Source organism: Metabacillus idriensis, assembly GCF_050483325.1.
GTDB lineage: Bacteria > Bacillota > Bacilli > Bacillales > Bacillaceae > Bacillus_P > Bacillus_P idriensis_A.
The window spans coordinates 1-18273 of record NZ_JBCMYF010000020.1 but is presented as its reverse complement, the minus strand read 5'-3'; the positions used below and the strand labels follow the sequence as shown (position 1 = coordinate 18273).

General features: G+C 40.8%; 22 protein-coding genes. 2 read left to right on the top strand and 20 right to left on the bottom strand.

Translation table 11 applies throughout. The features are described 5' to 3' along the window. Positions 1–4: 4 nt before the first annotated feature. The 4 genes from ispE to yabG all read right to left on the bottom strand — a co-directional run bounded on the left by ispE (position 5) and on the right by yabG (position 2843). The gene (gene ispE, locus ABEQ24_RS12550; protein WP_430007129.1) at positions 5–874 is read right to left on the bottom strand and encodes a 4-(cytidine 5'-diphospho)-2-C-methyl-D-erythritol kinase; all 870 of its coding nucleotides are present in this window, start codon (positions 872–874) and stop codon (positions 5–7) included. Between the two features lie 191 nt (positions 875–1065). Then, entirely contained in the window at positions 1066–1248 is a 183-nt protein-coding gene (locus tag ABEQ24_RS12545) for a small, acid-soluble spore protein, alpha/beta type (protein ID WP_430007100.1), read from the bottom strand. Between the two features lie 168 nt (positions 1249–1416). Next, a complete protein-coding gene (gene veg / locus ABEQ24_RS12540; protein WP_070877642.1) occupies positions 1417–1686 on the bottom strand; it encodes a biofilm formation stimulator Veg in 270 nt (89 codons plus the stop codon). A 269-nt stretch (positions 1687–1955) separates the two neighbouring features. Then, a complete protein-coding gene (gene yabG, locus ABEQ24_RS12535; RefSeq protein ID WP_430007099.1) occupies positions 1956–2843 on the bottom strand; it encodes a sporulation peptidase YabG in 888 nt (295 codons plus the stop codon). A 350-nt stretch (positions 2844–3193) separates the two neighbouring features. On the opposite strand from yabG, the gene ABEQ24_RS12530 reads away from it, so the two are divergent. Continuing rightward, complete coding sequence (locus ABEQ24_RS12530) at positions 3194–3334, top strand: hypothetical protein (RefSeq protein WP_430007098.1); 141 nt, start codon at positions 3194–3196, stop codon at positions 3332–3334. A gap of 253 nt (positions 3335–3587) precedes the next feature. On the opposite strand, the gene rsmA is transcribed toward ABEQ24_RS12530, so the two are convergent. The 5 genes from rsmA to metG all read right to left on the bottom strand — a co-directional run bounded on the left by rsmA (position 3588) and on the right by metG (position 9424). Further along, a complete protein-coding gene (gene rsmA, locus ABEQ24_RS12525; protein ID WP_430007097.1) occupies positions 3588–4469 on the bottom strand; it encodes a 16S rRNA (adenine(1518)-N(6)/adenine(1519)-N(6))-dimethyltransferase RsmA in 882 nt (293 codons plus the stop codon). Further along, a complete protein-coding gene (gene rnmV, locus ABEQ24_RS12520; RefSeq protein WP_309194784.1) occupies positions 4462–5025 on the bottom strand; it encodes a ribonuclease M5 in 564 nt (187 codons plus the stop codon). The genes rsmA and rnmV overlap by 8 nt, the downstream gene beginning before the upstream one ends. 117 nt (positions 5026–5142) lie before the next feature. Continuing rightward, entirely contained in the window at positions 5143–6372 is a 1230-nt protein-coding gene (locus tag ABEQ24_RS12515) for a ubiquitin-like domain-containing protein (protein WP_430007096.1), read from the bottom strand. Positions 6373–6604: 232 nt separating this feature from the next. Then, on the bottom strand, positions 6605–7375 hold the full coding sequence (locus ABEQ24_RS12510; RefSeq protein ID WP_430007095.1) for a TatD family hydrolase: 771 nt from the start codon (positions 7373–7375) through the stop codon (positions 6605–6607). A 93-nt stretch (positions 7376–7468) separates the two neighbouring features. Continuing rightward, positions 7469–9424, bottom strand: a complete 1956-nt coding sequence (gene metG, locus ABEQ24_RS12505) for a methionine--tRNA ligase (protein WP_430007094.1) — start codon at positions 9422–9424, stop codon at positions 7469–7471. Positions 9425–9945: 521 nt separating this feature from the next. Between metG and ABEQ24_RS12500 the strand changes: the two genes are divergently transcribed. Then, positions 9946–10230: an AbrB/MazE/SpoVT family DNA-binding domain-containing protein gene (locus ABEQ24_RS12500; protein WP_175443492.1), complete on the top strand. Its 285-nt coding sequence runs from the start codon at positions 9946–9948 to the stop codon at positions 10228–10230. Positions 10231–10271: 41 nt separating this feature from the next. On the opposite strand, the gene rsmI is transcribed toward ABEQ24_RS12500, so the two are convergent. The 11 genes from rsmI to ABEQ24_RS12445 form a co-directional block, all read right to left on the bottom strand. After that, a complete protein-coding gene (gene rsmI, locus ABEQ24_RS12495; RefSeq protein ID WP_430007093.1) occupies positions 10272–11147 on the bottom strand; it encodes a 16S rRNA (cytidine(1402)-2'-O)-methyltransferase in 876 nt (291 codons plus the stop codon). After that, the gene (locus tag ABEQ24_RS12490; RefSeq protein ID WP_430007092.1) at positions 11125–11448 is read right to left on the bottom strand and encodes a GIY-YIG nuclease family protein; all 324 of its coding nucleotides are present in this window, start codon (positions 11446–11448) and stop codon (positions 11125–11127) included. Before ABEQ24_RS12490 ends, rsmI begins: the two co-directional genes overlap by 23 nt. Continuing rightward, positions 11435–12178 carry a tRNA1(Val) (adenine(37)-N6)-methyltransferase gene (locus tag ABEQ24_RS12485; protein ID WP_430007091.1) on the bottom strand — a complete coding sequence of 248 codons (744 nt, stop codon included), beginning with the start codon at positions 12176–12178 and terminating at the stop codon, positions 11435–11437. The genes ABEQ24_RS12490 and ABEQ24_RS12485 overlap by 14 nt, the downstream gene beginning before the upstream one ends. Positions 12179–12480: 302 nt before the next feature. Next, positions 12481–12846 carry a DNA replication initiation control protein YabA gene (yabA, locus tag ABEQ24_RS12480; protein WP_133313854.1) on the bottom strand — a complete coding sequence of 122 codons (366 nt, stop codon included), beginning with the start codon at positions 12844–12846 and terminating at the stop codon, positions 12481–12483. A gap of 13 nt (positions 12847–12859) precedes the next feature. Next, on the bottom strand, positions 12860–13687 hold the full coding sequence (locus ABEQ24_RS12475) for a PSP1 domain-containing protein (protein ID WP_133313855.1): 828 nt from the start codon (positions 13685–13687) through the stop codon (positions 12860–12862). Positions 13688–13689: 2 nt separating this feature from the next. Further along, a complete protein-coding gene (gene holB / locus ABEQ24_RS12470; RefSeq protein ID WP_430007128.1) occupies positions 13690–14679 on the bottom strand; it encodes a DNA polymerase III subunit delta' in 990 nt (329 codons plus the stop codon). 18 nt (positions 14680–14697) lie between these two features. Further along, the gene (locus tag ABEQ24_RS12465) at positions 14698–15138 is read right to left on the bottom strand and encodes a YaaR family protein (protein WP_430007090.1); all 441 of its coding nucleotides are present in this window, start codon (positions 15136–15138) and stop codon (positions 14698–14700) included. 13 nt (positions 15139–15151) lie between these two features. Beyond that, positions 15152–15481 (bottom strand): cyclic-di-AMP receptor, encoded by a 330-nt coding sequence (locus ABEQ24_RS12460; RefSeq protein WP_430007089.1) that lies wholly within the window; start codon positions 15479–15481, stop codon positions 15152–15154. 95 nt (positions 15482–15576) lie between these two features. Beyond that, positions 15577–16203 (bottom strand): dTMP kinase, encoded by a 627-nt coding sequence (gene tmk, locus ABEQ24_RS12455; protein WP_430007088.1) that lies wholly within the window; start codon positions 16201–16203, stop codon positions 15577–15579. Between the two features lie 5 nt (positions 16204–16208). Beyond that, positions 16209–17636 carry an aminotransferase class I/II-fold pyridoxal phosphate-dependent enzyme gene (locus ABEQ24_RS12450; protein WP_430007087.1) on the bottom strand — a complete coding sequence of 476 codons (1428 nt, stop codon included), beginning with the start codon at positions 17634–17636 and terminating at the stop codon, positions 16209–16211. An 83-nt stretch (positions 17637–17719) separates the two neighbouring features. Then, on the bottom strand, positions 17720–17923 hold the full coding sequence (locus ABEQ24_RS12445) for a sigma factor G inhibitor Gin (RefSeq protein ID WP_430007086.1): 204 nt from the start codon (positions 17921–17923) through the stop codon (positions 17720–17722). Between the last annotated feature and the right edge of the window lie 350 nt (positions 17924–18273).

Sequence of the window (18273 nt, the reverse complement as noted above, 5' to 3'; positions counted from 1 at the left end):
GTATTTAATCAAGGCTATTCCGTTCCCCAAGCAATCTGACAGCAAATACCTGATCGCAAAAACCCCTTAATCCATTGTACACACGATGCAGCCTTGATTCATAGCGGACAAGACCAAATACAGTTGGCCCGCTTCCGCTCATAAGGACAGCATCTGCACCAAACCGCTTCATTTGATCTTTAATATTCGCTACCTCTGGATACATCTTTAAAGTAACACCTTCAAGAGCATTTCCTAAGAGGCTGCAAATCTGATCAAAATCCTGCGCCTTGATTCCTTCAATCATTCCTTCTACATCAGGATGGGCAACTGTATTTAAATTTAAATTACGGTACACATCAGCAGTGGATACTCCAATCGTCGGCTTTGCAAGCACGACCCAGCAATGAGGGGGTGTATCTATATGCTGAATTTTTTCACCCCGGCCGGTAGCAAGTGCAGTTCCGCCATACACACAGAATGAAACATCCGAACCAATCTCTGCTCCAAGCTCTGCAAGCTCATCTAAGCTGAGTCCAAGCTTCCATAACCGGTTCAGCCCTCTGAGAGTAGCAGCCGCATCACTGCTGCCACCTGCCAGCCCGGCAGCTACAGGTATCACCTTTGTGATGGCTATAGAGACGCCTTTTTTTACACCGTACCTCTTTTTTAACAATGAAGCAGCCTGATAGGCTAAATTCCGCTGATCATCCGGAACAAACCGATTATGAGAGATAATTTTAATCTCATCGGACGCAAGCTCGACAAGCTCGACGCGATCGGCAAGATCGATGGTCGTCATAATCATTTTCACTTCATGAAATCCATCTGTTCTCTTATGAAGAACATCGAGCGAAAGATTAATTTTAGCCGGCGCTTTCTCTAATATACGCAACATTTTCACCTACTTTTAACGAACTGAAATTATCCACATTGTACCACAAATAGAATGAATATAACGCAGTTTTCGACATTTCCGCTTAATGATGGAATATTTGAAATAACAGCGCCGGAAAAAAGAACAATTTTTATTGTGATAAAAAGCCGGAGCTTGTCGCCCCGGCTTCTGCCGTCTATTAATACGCTTTATGATTTATTCTGACTTGCCATGTGCTGCTCTGCAAGCTCGATCGCTCTCTTCACCATGTTTCCGGCATCACGCGATCTAATGGCACCCCATCCTTCATTTTTGACTGTATCATAAAATCCCAGGTCTTTAGCCAGTTCGTATTTAAATTCATCGGACATGATTCCCTGACGTCTTCCCATCACAGAACACCCCTTTAATTTACGTCTGATCCTCAAGGACTTAACCGCATAAAAAAAAGCGGCACTAGTAGTATGTGCGGCTTTGTGTAAGTGTTATCCATAAAAAAATACTGTCTCAGGAAAAAGATGCCCTGATTTTAACCATAAAAAAAAGCAGCAAACTAGTGTCTACTGCCCAGCAACTGCCACTGAACCTGAAGTATCTTCAAAAAATGTTAATTGCACTGTTTCAGTTAATACATCTGCATAACTGTATGATACACGTTCAAATGCATTTTCATCTTGATCTAGTTGTACAACGAAAACAGCTGGGTACGTTTCTGTAAGAACACCTGAACGCTCAATCGTTTTTCTGCGGCCGCCGTTCGCTTTAAGCGTAAGCCGCTTTCCAAGATTAGAATCCAGGGAATTTTTGATATCGACTAAAGTTTTTGCCATTGCATCCACCTCACTAATTTCAGTATACACGATAGCCTATTTTAAGTCAAATAAAATTTAAATTATAACAGTGATAAAAGTTCGTTGTCAACAAAATATTTTCAACAAAATTCACGTTCTATCTACAAATTAGGATTAACCTAATTCCTATTTTTTATGTAAAGAAAGGAAATGATTTCTTTTACATATTAACTGCATCTACAATCCAATGAAATCATATAGCATACAGCCAGAAGAAAAGAACCGCTGTCTCAAAGTGGAAAGCGGCCCTAAGAATTTGATTCATCATGTCTGTGGTATGGCATCCCTGTTCGGAGGACGCCTTTGGTTTCAATGCCGCCGAGGCCCTTCTCTCTTGTTAGAGTATTGCGGAGGACATCCCAGACATTAATTCTCTCCATAAAAGGAGTAAAGCTTATTTTAGCAACTATATACACCGGATCCAGCGCATGTATATTTACTCGTGAGGGCGAACTCGCAAAATTCGCTCCAGCCCTGATTAAGGATTCAAAGTGAGACTGGCAGGCCCCGGCAAAGATAACCAGCTGATCTAGATGAGGCACGGCTTTTCTAGCGTTTCGCACTGTCTGTACAAAGTGCTTTGAATGACGATAGGCATTTAGATCATTAATCGCCCCTTTTTGCTTTGAATAGGCATCATGACCCGTTATGACAAGGATATTGGGACGGTACTCTTCAATTAAATCTGCTACGACATCCTCCATTTCTGTTTCTTTTACATGTACGCCAAATACCGGGACACCAACACGTTCATAGAGAGTCAGACACTTTTGAAGATACATCGGATCGCCGTCTAAGTGCAGCACTTTTCCCGGCAAATGGAAAAATTCCTCATTGTGACTGTAGCTTGCGGTTGCACCATACTCCCGCTTCTCCTGCAGCAGCCGGTAATCCTGCTTTAATAAGTAAAGAGACTGCTCAAGCATTTCCTTTTCATGCACTTTTCTCTCATTGCGTTCCCGGTCACTAATAACAGCTAAATCATCACATAGTGCATCAGCGATCAGACGTACTTCTTCTCCGTATAAAATGGCAGCCCATTTTCCATCCTCTGTTTGTTTCAAGTCAATCACCCTAAACAAGACATCACATCGATATGACTTTCGGGCTACGATATCTCCTATTTTCACTTGCATGTTCTTCACTCCAAATGACCGATTCGCCGGAACTGATCTTTAAAGAGCACCGCGGACTGGTTAGGTCCTAAGGTGATGCCCATTCTATGTCTATTTCTTATAGACCCCTAAGCTAAGAACAATCCTTTTCTAGCCTATGATAACGAATAAAAAGTGTGACCCATCAGAAAAGCGGAGCCGACTGTTTAGCCCCGACAGGCAGATAAGAATCCGGCAGTGAAGGCGCTTTTTGCCTTTGCTGACGGATTTGTTCTGACCGAGGGGTTAGGAGGCGGAGCTAGACAATGAGAAAAGCGGAATCGCCTGTTTAGCTCCGACAGACGGATCCGTTCTGGCCGAGGAGTTGGGCGATGGAGCTGGACAATGAGAAAAGCGGAGCCGCCCGGTTAGAGCGGGCAGAAGATAAGGATCCGGCTCAATTCTCTATTGAGGCTTTTTCTCTTCATTTAGCCGGAATAAAACTTTTCGTTTCAAATAGAATCCTGCGGTGAATCTGATTTACTTTCTAAAAAAGGGTTTTTACTTGCCGGAATGCCCCTTTTACTAGCGAGAACCAGAGAAATACTTGCCGGTTTAGAGAAAATACTTTCTTTTTTCCAAATAACTACCAGTGAGAATATCTGACTCAATCCTTTTTCCGTAAGACATTTCGAGCCGTTCTGACCATCTATTAAGATTGCTAAGCACCGCTAAAAATAACCAGCACAAAAAAACCGCAGCTATATCAGCTGCGGACAATCTTTTTCATCCATGAAATTCTTCAATCAATAAATCACTAAGGACTGCAAACTCTTCAATGGAAAGAGTTTCTCCTCTTCTCCTTCCATCGATGCCAGCTGTTTCTAATACTTGTTCAATAACCGATTTCTTTTCTTTTCCGTCCGGTAGGGAATGAGTCAGATTGTTCAGGAGCGTTTTTCTCCGCTGGGCAAAGCTTGCACGAACAATTTTGAAGAAAAAGTCTTCATCTTTAATCACAACTCTTGCTTCCTCACGCAGAAGCAGACGGATAATGGCTGAGTCCACATTAGGCTGCGGCATAAAGACGGTTCTGGGCACCGTCATGACCGTCTTAGCGTCTGTATAGTACTGTACAGCTATAGACAATGAACCGTAGTCTTTTGAAGAAGGTGAAGCAGCTATGCGGTCAGCTACTTCTTTTTGAAGCATGACGACAATCCCTTTTAAAGGCAAATGATCTTCAAGGAGCTTCATAATAATTGGAGTTGTTACATAGTATGGGAGGTTTGCAACGACCATTACTTCGCGGCAGTCCTTAAATTGTTCTTCCATAACCTCTTTTACATTCGCCAAAAGGATATCCTGATGAATGACCGTTACATTGTCATAAGGAGATAATGTATCTTTTAAGATTGGGATGAGGCGCTGATCAATTTCAAATGCAACAACTTTTTTCGCCCGTTTGGCAAGCTGTTCTGTCAAAGCTCCGATCCCCGGACCGATTTCAATAACTCCTGTTTCATCTGTTACATCTGCATGGTCTACAATACGGTTCAGCACATTAGGATCAATTAAGAAGTTTTGTCCAAGACTTTTCTTGAAAGAAAAACCGTACTTTTCCAATATAGCTTTCGTGCGAACCGGTGTTGCGATATCTTTAATCATTTTGCTGCTCCTCCCGAACAATCTCCTCTATAGCTTGTGCAAAAGTTTGTTTTGTAATTTGAAACATATGCAGTCTTTTTTCAAGCTGCTTGCCATTTGTATAGCCTATTTTCAAAAGCACCCCGAGTTTTTCGCGCCGAGCCTTCGCTTTCGGCCCGCCTATTAAACCCGCAGTTAGTAAATCATCTTTATCAATAATCGGATCTGTATCCGCCATCTCTTCTTTAACCTCTTTTAGAGCGTTTCGGATTGCTTCTGCGGAAGCATGCTCAACTCCAATGCCTTTGCCATTTTTAGGCCTTGCCTCAGGTTTTGTAATAAACGCATGCTTGCAGCCTGGAACCTGCTCTGCAACCGTTTTGCGTATTTTTTCGCCGGGAAAATCCGGATCTGTAAAAATAATGACTCCCCGCGTTTTCTGTGCAAGGCGGATCTGTTCAATGACCGAATCTCCTATTGCAGATCCATTCGTTTCAATAGTATCTGCATCAACTGCGCGTTTTATGGCAGTTGTATCATCTCTTCCTTCAACAACAATAATTTCTTTAATTTTCATGTTTTCCTCCAAAAAGATGAAACTTTCCTGAGCGGTCAAACGTCTATATTATTGAAACGTAATTGTAACCCATTATAACGCAAAAAAACAGAGGGATCTAAACCCCCTGTCAGAGAATCAATTCAACACTTTAATTTTAACCTGCTTTCTTCCCCAGCGATAGGCTGCTCCCTTATCAGAGAAGAAAACATCAATCTTTTTCCCTTTAATTGCGCCGCCTGTATCAGAGGCAATGGCATATCCGTAACCTTCTACATATACTTTAGACCCCAATGGAATTACACTCGGATCTACGGCAATCACCTTGGCATTCGGATTGGCTCTTAAATCCACACCTGTGGCTGTCTTGCCTGAACACCCATTGCAATGAGCTGTATAAGCAGTTGATGTAACAGTAAATTCTTTTGCGACAGAATCGTTTGAACGTGACACCGTCTCAGGCTTGCTTTTAGTATTTGCCGTGCTCACTGGCTTAGGCTCAGTTTTTGTGCCTAATGCAACAACACGGTCCTGACTTTCACTTTTCGTTTCTTCTTTGATCAGCTTTCTTGACACTTCTTTTCCATTTTCGAGCATAACTTCAAAATGCTTCGCAACCGTACCTTCTGTACCAGGTTCAATAACTTCCTGTTTACCTTTTGGAATGCTGCTGTCATTCTTTGTTACAACCGAAAATGCAACTGGTTCTTCCACTACATCGGTGACTTTTTCTACACGTGTGACTATTACGGCGTCATTTGCACTCAATGTTTCATGAATTTGGGGTTCAACCTTATCAAGTTCATTTACCTGTACCTTTTGGTCTTTCAAAAAGTCAGCGACAGTAGTCGAAGTTGACCATACTTGTTGTTTTTTATCTCCAACTGTTAGTGTGATCTGTATGGCTTTCTCAATGTTGAGCTTAAGATTATCTGCAATTTTCGTATGTAACGAAGTATTCATCTTATCGTGCTCAGAAACTGCTATTTTTTGTTCTTTTAAAAATTCTTCTACGGTTTTTGCTGTTGTCCTTATTGTCCTTTTCTCATCGTCCACCGTAAGCTGTACAGGTTTCGAAGCTTCATAAACAACTTTTAAATTGTTTGTGATCTTAGTATCTCCAGATGGGGATACATCGTCTTCTTGTTTTCTATCTATGTCTAAATCTTGAAGTAATTCATCTACTGTACTTGCGTGTGTCCTGAGCTTCTCGTCTTTGCCGTTCAGCGAAACTGTTACCGTATTCTTCGACGCTTCAAACGTCGCGAACGCAGTACCCGTTCCCAAAACTACTAAACTGACAATTGCGAGGACAATCTTGTTAAAGCTTAGTTTTGCGGATAACAGCTTTTTCATATTATTTATCACTATGAAAAACGCCTCCTTCTCCTCCGAGGATTATATAGAGTATCGACCTTGCTGTCAACCCTCACCCACTTTTTTCAATTTTTTCTAATCGTAATCACTATTATGCTAAAAAACTATCAAAAAGTGAAGCAATTCTTGTCGACAAATATATCCTATGAAGAAAAGGAGACTTGTAGAACCTCTTTAAAACCTGTACTTTCGGACAAGCTCCAGCAAAATTCTACAATTTCCTTTAGCGAGAAATGCCGAATATTCTTTTTGCATTGTCGGAAGTTTGTCTAACAAATTCTGCATAATCCATTTCTCTAAGCTCTGCAATTTGCTCTGCTACATATTTCACATAGCTCGGTTCATTTCGTTTCCCTCTAAACGGATGAGGTGTTAAATATGGGCAGTCTGTTTCAATCAAAAGACGTTCCATTGGTATCTGAGCCGCAACTTCCTTCGGCTTTTTAGCATTCTTAAATGTAACCGGTCCGCCAAATGAAATATAAAAATTCATCTCCATGCATTGTTTCGCCACTTCAAGGCTTCCTGTAAAACAATGCATAATGCCGCCCACTTCACTCGCATTTTCCTCCTGCAGAATCTCAACTACATCAGAGGTCGCATCCCGATTATGAATTATTATCGGAAGCTGTACTTCTTTCGCAAGGGCAATCTGCTTGCGGAATACTTCCTTTTGAATTTCCTTCGGAGATTTATCCCAATAATAATCGAGCCCCATCTCGCCAATCGCCACTACTTTAGGATGTGATGCAAGCTCTTTTATCCACTGAAGATCTTCTTCTTTCATATCAATAGCGTCAACTGGATGCCAGCCAACTGCTGCATAAATAAAATCGTATTTTTCAGCAAGCTCGATTGCCCTTGTGATAGTCTCTGTGTCAAACCCGACTACAACTGTATGGGTTACTCCTTCTTCCAGCGCCCTTTCAATGACTTCTTCTAAGTCATCTTCGTATTGAATGGCATTTAAATGAGCATGTGTATCAAATAACATGATTCGACATCCTTTCTTCTTGTGTAAACAGAAGAAAAAAGAGGCGTCATTCCCGATTGTTACACGTGAAACACCTCTTTTTTCTCTTTTTTTTTATTTAATAATTGTACCGTTCGGAAGACTTGAATCGACAGTAGCAAGCGACAAATTGCCTTCTTCTTCGCCCGCCAGGATCATGCCTTGAGACAGTTCACCGCGAAGTTTCACTGGTTTAAGATTCGTAATGCAGATGACTTTTTTTCCGACAAGCTGTTCAGGCTGATAGCTCTTCGCAATTCCTGATACAACCTGCCTTTTTTCAGAACCAAGATCCAGCTGAAGTTTTAATAAACGATCAGCTTTTTTTACCGGCTCTGCATGAATGACTTCTGCAACACGCATTTCCACTTTCATGAATTCATCAAAAGTAATTTCGCCTGATGTGTCTTCTTTTTGTTCTTTCTTTTCTTCCTCGGCAGCTGGTGCAGTTCCCTGCATCTGCTCTTTAATATACTGAACTTCTTCCTCTACTTCTAAACGAGGGAAAATCGGCACTCCTTTAGAAACTTTAACTTGAGACAGCTGCCCAAATTCTGATAAACTTGCCCATTCTTTTAAGGCAGAGTCCTGAATGCCAAGCTGTTCAAACATCTTATCAGGTGTTTTTGTAAGGAATGGTTTCAGGAGGATCCCTGAAATGCGAAGCGACTCAGCAAGATGATACATAACTGATGCAAGCTTTTCACGATTTTCCTCATCCTTGGCAAGATTCCATGGCTGTGTTTCATCAATGTATTTATTCGTTCTGCTGATGAACTGCCATAGAGCATTCAAAGCAATAGAAAATTCCATTTTTTCCATCGCTTCTTCGTATTTTACGATGGTATCTTTGCTGAAAGCTGTTAATTCTCCGTCAAAATCTGTTTTTGGTCCGCTGTACGCAGGAATTTCACCGTCAAAATATTTTTGAATCATGGCGATTGTACGGTTCAGCAGATTTCCAAGGTCATTGGCAAGATCAAAATTCAGTCTCTCTATAAATCCTTCTGGTGTAAAGACGCCGTCTGAACCAAACGGCACCTCTCTTAATAAATAATAACGAAGAGCATCAAGGCCGTAGCGGTCAATTAACGTAACAGGATCTACTACATTCCCTTTTGATTTTGACATTTTTCCGTCCTTCATCAATAGCCAGCCATGTGCAAACACTTTTTTCGGCAGCGGCAAATCAAGCGCCATCAGCATAATCGGCCAATAGATGGTGTGGAACCGGACAATTTCTTTTCCTACTAGATGAACATCTGCAGGCCAGAATTTTTTGTACTTTTCATCGTTCTCTGATCCATATCCAAGAGCAGTAATATAATTGGACAGTGCATCAATCCATACATATATAACATGCTTTGGATCTCCAGGCACTTTTACTCCCCAATCAAAAGTCGTACGTGACACCGCCAAGTCCTCAAGACCTGGTTTAATGAAGTTGTTAATCATTTCATTTTTGCGTGATTCCGGCTGAATAAATTCCGGATTCTCTGAGTAATACTTCAGAAGACGATCTGCATATTTGCTCATCTTGAAGAAGTAGGATTCTTCTTTTACTTTTTCTACCGGACGTCCGCAATCAGGACAATTCCCGTTTTCAAGCTGTCTTTCTGTAAAGAACGATTCACAAGGTGTACAATACCAACCTTCGTATTGATCTAAATAAATATCCCCTTGCTCAAGAAGCTTAGCAAATACCTTTTCGACAATTTCTTTATGACGGTCTTCTGTTGTACGGATGAAATCATCATACGAAATATCAAGTTTGCTCCAAAGATCTTTTATCCCGCTGACAATATCATCCACATATTTTTGAGGTGTTACCCCGATTTCTTCTGCCTTGCGCTGGATTTTCTGCCCATGTTCATCAGTGCCTGTTAAATACATCACATCAAAACCGCGCATGCGCTTATAACGGGCCATTGCATCCCCGGCAACTGTTGTATAAGCATGTCCAATATGTAGTTTTCCGCTTGGATAGTAAATAGGTGTTGTAATATAAAATGACTTTTTGTGACCTTCCATCCGTTTCCCTCCTGGTAATGAAGACTGTCTCTGGGTTAGAGAAGAAAAGCCCCCGCCCCAATGGACGAGAGCGACTAATCATTGTTATTTATACTCTTTATGATACCATCTTAGCCTTTAATATCAAGAAAATATACCTTCTATGGACAAAAAAACAAAGGAGGACAGGAATAATATGAATGGCTCTGGTATGCCAAATGTTTCCTAATCAATTTTTCTTGTTGATTCTTGTCGAACAATCGTTATAATAAAATAAACAATATTTTGAATTAATACTATTGCATGTATAATTAATAATTTCCTTTTATGAGTTTATTTTCCTTTTATCAGGGGTATATATTCATATTATGCTTAGTGCATAAGGGTTCAAGAAAAATTCACTTTTTTTGACAAACTATTGGTTATTTGAGGATTGACGTTTATTGGAAACACTGTTATGCTTATGAGGATGAAGATTTTGTCGAATAATGACGAAGTTTAAGAAAAAACACATATAGAGAACCTATTTTTGGGAGGAGAACATAAACATGAAATCTACAGGTATCGTACGTAAAGTTGATGAGCTCGGCCGTGTGGTTATTCCAATCGAATTACGACGCACATTAGGAATCGCAGAAAAAGACGCATTAGAAATCTACGTGGATGATGAAAGAATTATCCTTAAAAAATATAAGCCAAACATGACTTGTGCTGTAACTGGCGAAGTATCTGATGATAACTTCACTTTAGGTAACGGAAAATTAGTTCTTAGCCGTGAAGGTGCAGAACAAATCCTAAAAGAAATCCAAAGCAACTTAGTAAAATAATACAAAAAGGACCTGACAACAGCTGTCAGGTCCTTTTTGTATTATTGATCCACATGATAAGACTGATATACGTCCCGCTTCGGGATGCTGCGTTCCTTTGCTACCTGCTTGATTGCTTCTTTTGAAGCATACCCTTCACTGACATAGTGATTGACATGCTCTTCAAGCGTCATGGAGTTCCACCACTCTTCTTCAGCAGTCACGTCATTTTTATCCCGGCCTTCTACAATTAAACAAAACTCTCCGCGAATCTGATTTTCCTCCGACCACTTTACAGCATCGCTTATTGTTCCTCTCACGAATTCCTCAAAGCGTTTTGTCAGCTCTCTTGATAAGCATATTCTGCGGTTGCCCAATATTTCACTCATCACCGCCAGGGTCTCTTTCAGCCGGTGCGGAGACTCATAAAAAATCATCGTTTCCGTACGCTTTGATAATTGTTCGAGCTGCTTTTTCTTCTCTTTTTTTTGCCTTTCCAAAAATCCGAAAAAGAAAAATGGCTGCGGGGTAATTCCTGATGCCACCAAAGCTGTAAGGGCTGCATTTGCACCCGGAAGAGGGATTACCTTTCCGTTCTCAGCCAATATTTCATCTACAAGCTGGCTGCCTGGGTCTGAAATAATTGGCATCCCGGCATCGCTTATTAATGCAACATTTTTTCCCTGCTTCATCAGCTCAAGGATTTTATGGCCGCTTGATTCCTTGTTGTGCTCATGGTAACTGATCAGATGTGTGTCAATTTCAAAGTAATTGCACAGCTTTTTTGACTCCCGAGTATCCTCAGCTGCAATCACATCAACTTCTTTTAATATATTGATTGCCCGAAACGTCATATCTTCTAAATTTCCTATAGGGGTTGGGACCAGGTAAAGGGAACCCCACTCTGTATCTTGATTAAAGCTTTTTTGTTCCTGCATCCGTATCATCCTCTCCCTGCAAAAATCCCCATACCTTTTCCTCATCAGGCACATTTAAAAATTCGTCCTTCTTTTTCCTGGACAGCTGTTTAAAGTAATATTCTGCTTTCAGAGCATCACTTTTCGTTTTAAATTGTTTGTTATAGAGCAAGGATACGGGTTTTCTTGCACGGGTATATTTAGCGCCTTTCCCGGCATTATGTTTTTGAATGCGGGTCAGAAGATCATTTGTGTAGCCTGCATAATAGCTCCCATCCCTGCATTCAAGCACATAAAAGAAATGAGTGCTATTTGTCTCCATATAAAATCTCTTTTACTTCTTTTGTGTATTCATTGGCTTCGTCATATACAAACAAAGGAGGCAGAATCTTTAAATCCGGCTGTCCGCCCTTAATTCCTTCTATTAATAAAGTATTTGCTTCTTTTCCATGTTTCGGGTAAACAAGCTGAATCCGCTTAGGTTCAATATTATATTTTTTCATAAGCTCTGTAATTTCAATTAATCTTCCCGGACGGTGAACAAATGCTATTTTTGCTCCCATTCTGGCAAGCTTGCTGCTTGCCTTAATGACATCCTCAAGTGTGCAGAGGATTTCATGACGGGCAATGGCAAGATGTTCATTCTGATTGATTTCGTCTTTCTTAGGCGTTTTAAAATAAGGAGGATTGCATGTAATCACATCAAACTTCCCTTGACCAAGTACTGCCGGCATTTCCTTTAAATCGCCATGGATCATCGTAATTTGATTCTGAAGCTGATTATAGGCAACACTTTTTTCAGCCATTTGAAATAATCTCTCCTGAATCTCAACTCCTGTAATCATCGCTTTTGACCTTGTAGAAAGCAGCAGCGGAATAACTGCATTCCCTGAACATAAATCAAGGACCCGTCCCTTTTGTATCGGCATATATGCAAATTTTGAAAGAAGCACCGCATCTAATGAAAACGCAAAGACAGACGGACTTTGAATAATCCTTAAATCCTCTGCCAGTAAATAATCGAGACGTTCATCTCCTATTAAATCAACCATCATAAAATCCTTTCTTTATTGTTAGTATTAACAAAGTATACCTCATCCATAAATTGAAATTTCTATCGGTGTAGTTCTTTTCTTCTCCAATAATTGTCAGTTTTTTACTGTTTTCGCATAGATTGTTGTTTTTGATTATAAATGTTGTCCGTTACCTTACGCGACGATCCGCTTAAGGTTTTAAACATTTAGCCTAAAAGCAACAATGTTTACGAAAAGAGTCCTGTTTTTTTGACTTAATCACTATGTATTAGCCGTTTACGCCAGATAAAAAAAGCTTTCCTCTAAGCAGGAAAGCCAGTTTACTTCTTATTAAGAAAGGAAAGACAAAACAAGCAGTCTCCATCTTTGCGGACACTTCCATAATGAACATTGCAAATATGAAAGCCTTCCTGATAAAGACGGGCCAGATTGTCGTATCCCTCTCCAATGTCCACAATCTTTGAATCCAGTGCCTGTTTATCTGTATGCTGTTTATTCTGCTTCTTTTTTTCTGCTGCAGCAGTCGCGTTCAGGCGCCTGCGAAGGTTATCATTTTCAAGCTGCAAATGATGATTTTCCTCAAGCAGCTCGCCTAAATGATGCTTCAGCTCTCCAAGCTGTCGATACAGAGAGCCGATTTGTTCCTCCATACTGCTTACAGATTCAAAGATCTCTTTTTTATCCACTTGTTCCACCTCATTAATCTGTGGATTTCATTGGAACTGCGCCTTCTTTCATTAATTCTTCCCAAGTAAATTCAACCACGCGGTCTTTTTCTGAAAGTTCAACCTGCAATACCCGTTCCAATATATTTAACCCGACTACTTTTCCAATTCCGATTGGAGTCCCGATCGATTCTCCAATATCCGGAAGCTGTTCTTTAGCAGATTCGTACTCATCATTCTCATATTTTAAGCAGCACATTAATCTGCCGCATAACCCTGAGATTTTCGTAGGATTCAGCGAAAGGTTCTGATCCTTGGCCATCTTGATGGAAACCGGTTCGAAATCCCCCAAGAAAGTGGAGCAGCAAAGCATTCTTCCGCAAGGGCCGATTCCGCCAAGCATTTTGGCCTCATCCCTGACCCCTATTTGCCTTAACTCAATTCGAGTTTTGAAGATGGCAGCGAGATCCTTAACCAATTCTCTGAAATCTACGCGTCCGTCAGCGGTGAAGTAAAAAATAACCTTATTTCTGTCAAACGTATATTCAACATCAACAAGTTTCATATCAAGCCTGTGCTCATTTACTTTTTGCTGACAAACCTCGTAGGCTTCTTTTGCTGCATGATGATTTTCGTCAACGATCAGCCGGTCTTTCTCATCAGCTACACGAAGAACCTTTTTAAGCGGCAAGACGATATCATTCTCGCCAACTTGTTTCTTATGAATTACTACTTTGCCAAACTCTACGCCTCTTACCGTTTCAACAATAACAAAATCGGCGTTTTCTATTTGAAGCCCATTAGGGTCGAAATAATATATTTTACCCGCTTTTTTAAAGCGGACACCCACTACATCGTACAAGCTTATCCCTCCTGCAAAGATAAAACCAATTGCTCCATCAGTAATTGTGGACTCACATTCATCTGGAGTCTTTTTTTTGCTTCTAAAATAGAAGTGATTTTTTCAAGGACCATTTGCCTAGATACTTGAATGGCGTGCTGTTCTAACTGTGGAAGCAGATCTTGATAGATAACATGATCCGTATTGCCAATTTGGATGGAGAGAATGTCTTTATATAAATATAATAGCAAGTCATAGCCCATGTCCTGCTGTTCTTTTTCTGCGAAAAATGGCATCCATTGCGTTTGAACCTGGACAAATGCCTGTCCGTTTCGCTTTGATATCACTTCATACAATTTTATCACTACAAGTCTTGCCTGTGCAAACCAATCATCTCGACTTAATTCGAGTGCTTTTTCAACATTGTTGGTCATTCTTGCTGCAAGCTTGGCATAATTAGGAGATACCTCCTGTTTTAACAGCTCCTTCTCAATAGCTGAAACAGGCAGCGGCATAAAAGTGAGCGTTTGGCACCTTGAAAGGATTGTATTTAAAATTTGATGCACTTGTTCAGTCATCAAAATAGCCATCGTATTGGCATTTGGCTCTTCCAAAAATTTCAGCAGGCTGTTGGCAGCATTTGCCGTCATTTTATCTGCATGCGAAATAATATACAGTTTTTTGCTTGATTCTACGCCGGTTTTTGTGAATTCTCCCTGAAGATCTTGAATCTGCCACTTTTTGATTGATAAACCGTCTGGCTCCACCAAATGAACATCCGGATGATTCCCGGAATGGATGCGTTTGCAGTTTCTGCATGTCTCACATGGTCTGAAATCTTCGGTATTTTCACAAAAGAAGCTTCTGGCAAGAAGCAAGCTGATTTCTTTTTTCCCTGTTCCTTTTCTTCCTTCAAAAAGGTATGCATGGGCCAGCCGGTTTTTCTCGAGACTGTTGCCCAGCAATTTCAGTACTTTAGGCTGATAATCAGCAAGCTGATTCCAAGTACTCATTGTCATATCTATCACTCTTTACGTATAGAGGTTAATTAAAAGGCCTTTAATTTCACCTATTTTTGCCAATATGTCGATGGATGACTGATCCTCATTGAGCAGACTTTCCGTCAGTTCAATCAGATGCTGATCCAGTTGTTCTACAGTTACAAGCGAGCGGCTGTTTCCACTATAATCGAAGCTTCCGGACTGCTTCACTTTCAGACCATAGTCAACAGCTTCTTGTACGAAGCGTCTGACAAGCGATTTATATCTTGAAAGATCCCGCATATTCCTGGATTTCGCGATGCGCCGGCCAGCCTCTTCTACAGTTGCCATCAATGTATTCAATTGCTGCAGCTGCAGCTTGGATTCTTGTTTCAGCACTATCTCTGAAAACGGCTTGGATCCGCCGGCAGTTGTCTTCAGATTGGCATTTCTCTTATCTAAACCTGTTCGAAGCTCTTGATTGATCTTCATTTATTCCCACGCCTTAAAAATGATGGAATTGTTCGATCGGAAGCACAAAAACTGTCGCTCCGCCAACTTCAACTTCAACAGGATAAGGTACATACGAATCTGCATTTCCGCCCATGGGAGACACTGGAGCTACAAGCTGCTCTCTTGACTGACAGTTCTCTTTAATAACGGCCAACGCTTTCTCAACACGCACATCTTCCGTACCAATCATGAAAGTTGTATTGCCTGACTTTAAAAATCCGCCAGTTGTTGCGAGTTTCGTTGCTCTGAAATTATGTTCAACCAATGCGCTTGAAAGCTTATTGCTGTCCTGATCCTGTACAACCGCAATAATCATTTTCATAGGTATGCCTCCTTATATTTTAACAGCTTAAACCTGATAAAGCATTGTTTCATTTATGGTAATTGTAACATTATTGTTATTTATTATATCAGCGTTTACTTTAAATAAGGAATTAAAACTTCCTTAACGTCCCGATAGACGTCTGCTACAGACTGATCAGCATTGATGACTTTTATCCGTTCCGGAAATTTATCGATTAATTGTTTATAGCCCTTTTGAACCTTTAAATGAAAGTCCATCTTCTCTAAATCCAGTCTGTTCACTTCTCTGCTATCACTGCCATTGATTCTCAATAATCCGCGCTCAGGCTCTATATCGAAGTATAAAGTTACCTCAGGCATGACTCCGTCAATAGCAAACATATTTATCGAATAAACATCATCCACACCAATTTCTCTAGCGTACCCCTGATAAGCAAGCGAACTGTCAATAAATCGATCACAAATAATCAGCTTTCCCTCATTTAAAGCAGGAATGACTTTTTCGACAATATGCTGGCGCCTAGCAGCTGCATACAGCAAAGCCTCTGTTCTTGAATCCATTTCTATATTTTCTTTATTTAAAATCACTTCGCGGATTTGCTCTGCAATTCTGATTCCTCCCGGTTCACGGGTGAAGACTGCCTCTATTCCCTTTTCCATGAATTCCTCTGACAGCATATTCAGAATCGTTGTCTTTCCTGCACCATCAGGTCCTTCAAACGTGATAAAAATCCCTTTCATTACAATCACCTTTTCTTTATATAAACTGCAAGCTTTTCTTCTGTCAGTGCCCTGCTTCCCTGAAACCTCGCACCGCCCTGAATCAGTGCCTGTATTTGACTGATATGTTCCTTTGTTATTCTTTCTCCCTCCATTAAAAGAGGAATTCCAGGCGGATATGGAATAACAGCATCTCCGCTTAATAAGCCGTATGCATCTTTAAAAGGTACAACCTCTCTACTATACCCATTTAACTGATGATAGGATAGAGGGAGCATACTGATAGGGCTGGTGCCAGTCTGTAAAAACAGAGGATTAAAATCGTTTTTTCCAGCGTAAGTACTATTTATAGTGGTATACCCAAAATTAGGCACTATCTTACTTGAGAGCGGCAAGACGAGCAGAACATTCTGAAGGTCTGCAAGCTCCGTATAGACGCCAGAAGCCTCTAAGTGACTCTGAAGCTCAAAACCAGACATTCCGGCAGTTGACTTAATCGTAAGTTTAAGAGGATCCGTACTTGCGTTTCTGTCACTGGAATGAACAATTGAAAGCTCATCTATTTTCTTAATCCTATTTTTAAAAGATGTGATTGAGGCAGAAATGGAATTAACTTCTGCTGCAGATCTTAACCCCTGCAAATAATCTCTTGCCAGGTCCAACGAGGCCATAATTGGATAAGAGGGACTGCTGCTCTGTAAAATGGATAAAAAGCGGCTTATTCGGTCTGCATCTGCCAATGTGCTTTTCACATGTATATACGACCCCATGGTCATTGCAGGAAGCGTTTTATGGGCAGATTGAACAACAACATCTGCACCAGCCTCCAATGCGGATTGCGGGAAGGGATCCCCAAGTATAAAATGGGCCCCGTGCGCTTCATCCACCAAAACTGGAATGCTTTTTTCATGCGCAAGCTTCACTGCCCCATGGAGGTCACACGCAAGTCCGTAATAATTCGGATTCGTTAAAATTAATGCGGATGCATCCGGGTATTCTTTTATTGCTAAAGCAATGGTTTGCAACGGCACATAAGAAGGCACCCTCAGTTCTTCATCAAATTGCGGCGCCAAAAACACGGGGTGTGCTCCCGCTAGTCTAATCCCGTTAATAATGGATTTATGACTGTTCCGCTGGACTAAAACCGGCTTATCTCGCTCACAGCAAGCCATAATCATCGCGATATTTCCTGATGTTGAACCATTGACTAAAAAGAATGTTTTATCTGCTTTATATAGAGCTGCTGCAAGCTCCTGGGCTTCTGCAATCGGACCGCTTGGATCATGAAGATCGTCAAGTCCAGTGAGCTCAGTTGCATCTAACTTTAATATATCTTCAAAATCCCCTCTTGCCTCTTCAGAAAAAACCTGTCCATATTTATGCCCGGGTACATGAAACGAAACCGGGCGCTTCATCGCATGCCTTTTAAGAGCTGAATACAGCGGAGTCGCCATTTAAACAAAAACCGTCCTTTATGATGTATTACCGTTATTATATCAGTAGAAGGTCAATAGAAAAAGCCGCCTGACCCGGCAGCTTAAGAATAGAGCGGCGGCGTTTTCACTCTCCGCAGCTTATCAATAAAATATTTATATTTAGGATCTTCTGTTTCAGTCTGAATCATATCAGTCTCGCAATCTGTACAAACAAAGCTTGTATAGAGATGAATTCCCTTCGTCTTTTCTGTATCACATATAATACACGTTTCCCCATCCGGTTTCTTCAAGTCCTCCGAATTCAATGCTCTCCACCTCCATACAAACAGTTTTGCCACAGATCAAAAGTTGTATACAAGATTTCGAATTATCTTACCCTCTCTAATTGTATGATGGTGTTCACAAATCGTGTATGTCTACAAAAAAATATCTGGGCTGAAAGCTTTTTAAAGGTGAAAGCAGCTAGGAAACACTCTTTATCGGGGTAATACAAGTATGATTGTTCGTCCTGTTCTGATGCTTAAAGAGCAGATTTAATGCTCACTCACCTGTCATTTGTGCTGGTTCCCTGAAACGTATGCTCGTCTAAGCTCCTTTTCTTCTCGCCAAGTACAAATCATTCTCTCTTTTTACATAAAAAAAGAACAGCATTTCT

Excerpts from the sequence above, each read along its gene's own strand:
- ABEQ24_RS12510 (WP_430007095.1), bottom strand. The coding sequence starts at position 7,375 with ATGTTATTTGATACACATGCTCATTTAAATGCCATTCAATACGAAGAT.
- metG (WP_430007094.1), bottom strand. The coding sequence starts at position 9,424 with ATGGAAGGTCACAAAAAGTCATTTTATATTACAACACCTATTTACTAT.
- rnmV (WP_309194784.1), bottom strand. The coding sequence starts at position 5,025 with ATGAAAATTAAAGAAATTATTGTTGTTGAAGGAAGAGATGATACAACT.
- ABEQ24_RS12485 (WP_430007091.1), bottom strand. The coding sequence starts at position 12,178 with ATGGTTGATTTAATAGGAGATGAACGTCTCGATTATTTACTGGCAGAG.
- tmk (WP_430007088.1), bottom strand. The coding sequence starts at position 16,203 with ATGAAAGGGATTTTTATCACGTTTGAAGGACCTGATGGTGCAGGAAAG.
- ABEQ24_RS12465 (WP_430007090.1), bottom strand. The coding sequence starts at position 15,138 with ATGAAGATCAATCAAGAGCTTCGAACAGGTTTAGATAAGAGAAATGCC.
- ABEQ24_RS12490 (WP_430007092.1), bottom strand. The coding sequence starts at position 11,448 with ATGGAGACAAATAGCACTCATTTCTTTTATGTGCTTGAATGCAGGGAT.
- rsmI (WP_430007093.1), bottom strand. The coding sequence starts at position 11,147 with ATGCAGGAACAAAAAAGCTTTAATCAAGATACAGAGTGGGGTTCCCTT.
- ABEQ24_RS12530 (WP_430007098.1), top strand. The coding sequence starts at position 3,194 with ATGGAGCTGGACAATGAGAAAAGCGGAGCCGCCCGGTTAGAGCGGGCA.
- ABEQ24_RS12545 (WP_430007100.1), bottom strand. The coding sequence starts at position 1,248 with ATGGGAAGACGTCAGGGAATCATGTCCGATGAATTTAAATACGAACTG.
- yabG (WP_430007099.1), bottom strand. The coding sequence starts at position 2,843 with ATGCAAGTGAAAATAGGAGATATCGTAGCCCGAAAGTCATATCGATGT.
- ABEQ24_RS12450 (WP_430007087.1), bottom strand. The coding sequence starts at position 17,636 with ATGGCGACTCCGCTGTATTCAGCTCTTAAAAGGCATGCGATGAAGCGC.
- veg (WP_070877642.1), bottom strand. The coding sequence starts at position 1,686 with ATGGCAAAAACTTTAGTCGATATCAAAAATTCCCTGGATTCTAATCTT.
- ABEQ24_RS12460 (WP_430007089.1), bottom strand. The coding sequence starts at position 15,481 with ATGAAAATGATTATTGCGGTTGTACAGGATCAGGACAGCAATAAGCTT.
- holB (WP_430007128.1), bottom strand. The coding sequence starts at position 14,679 with ATGAGTACTTGGAATCAGCTTGCTGATTATCAGCCTAAAGTACTGAAA.
- rsmA (WP_430007097.1), bottom strand. The coding sequence starts at position 4,469 with ATGATTAAAGATATCGCAACACCGGTTCGCACGAAAGCTATATTGGAA.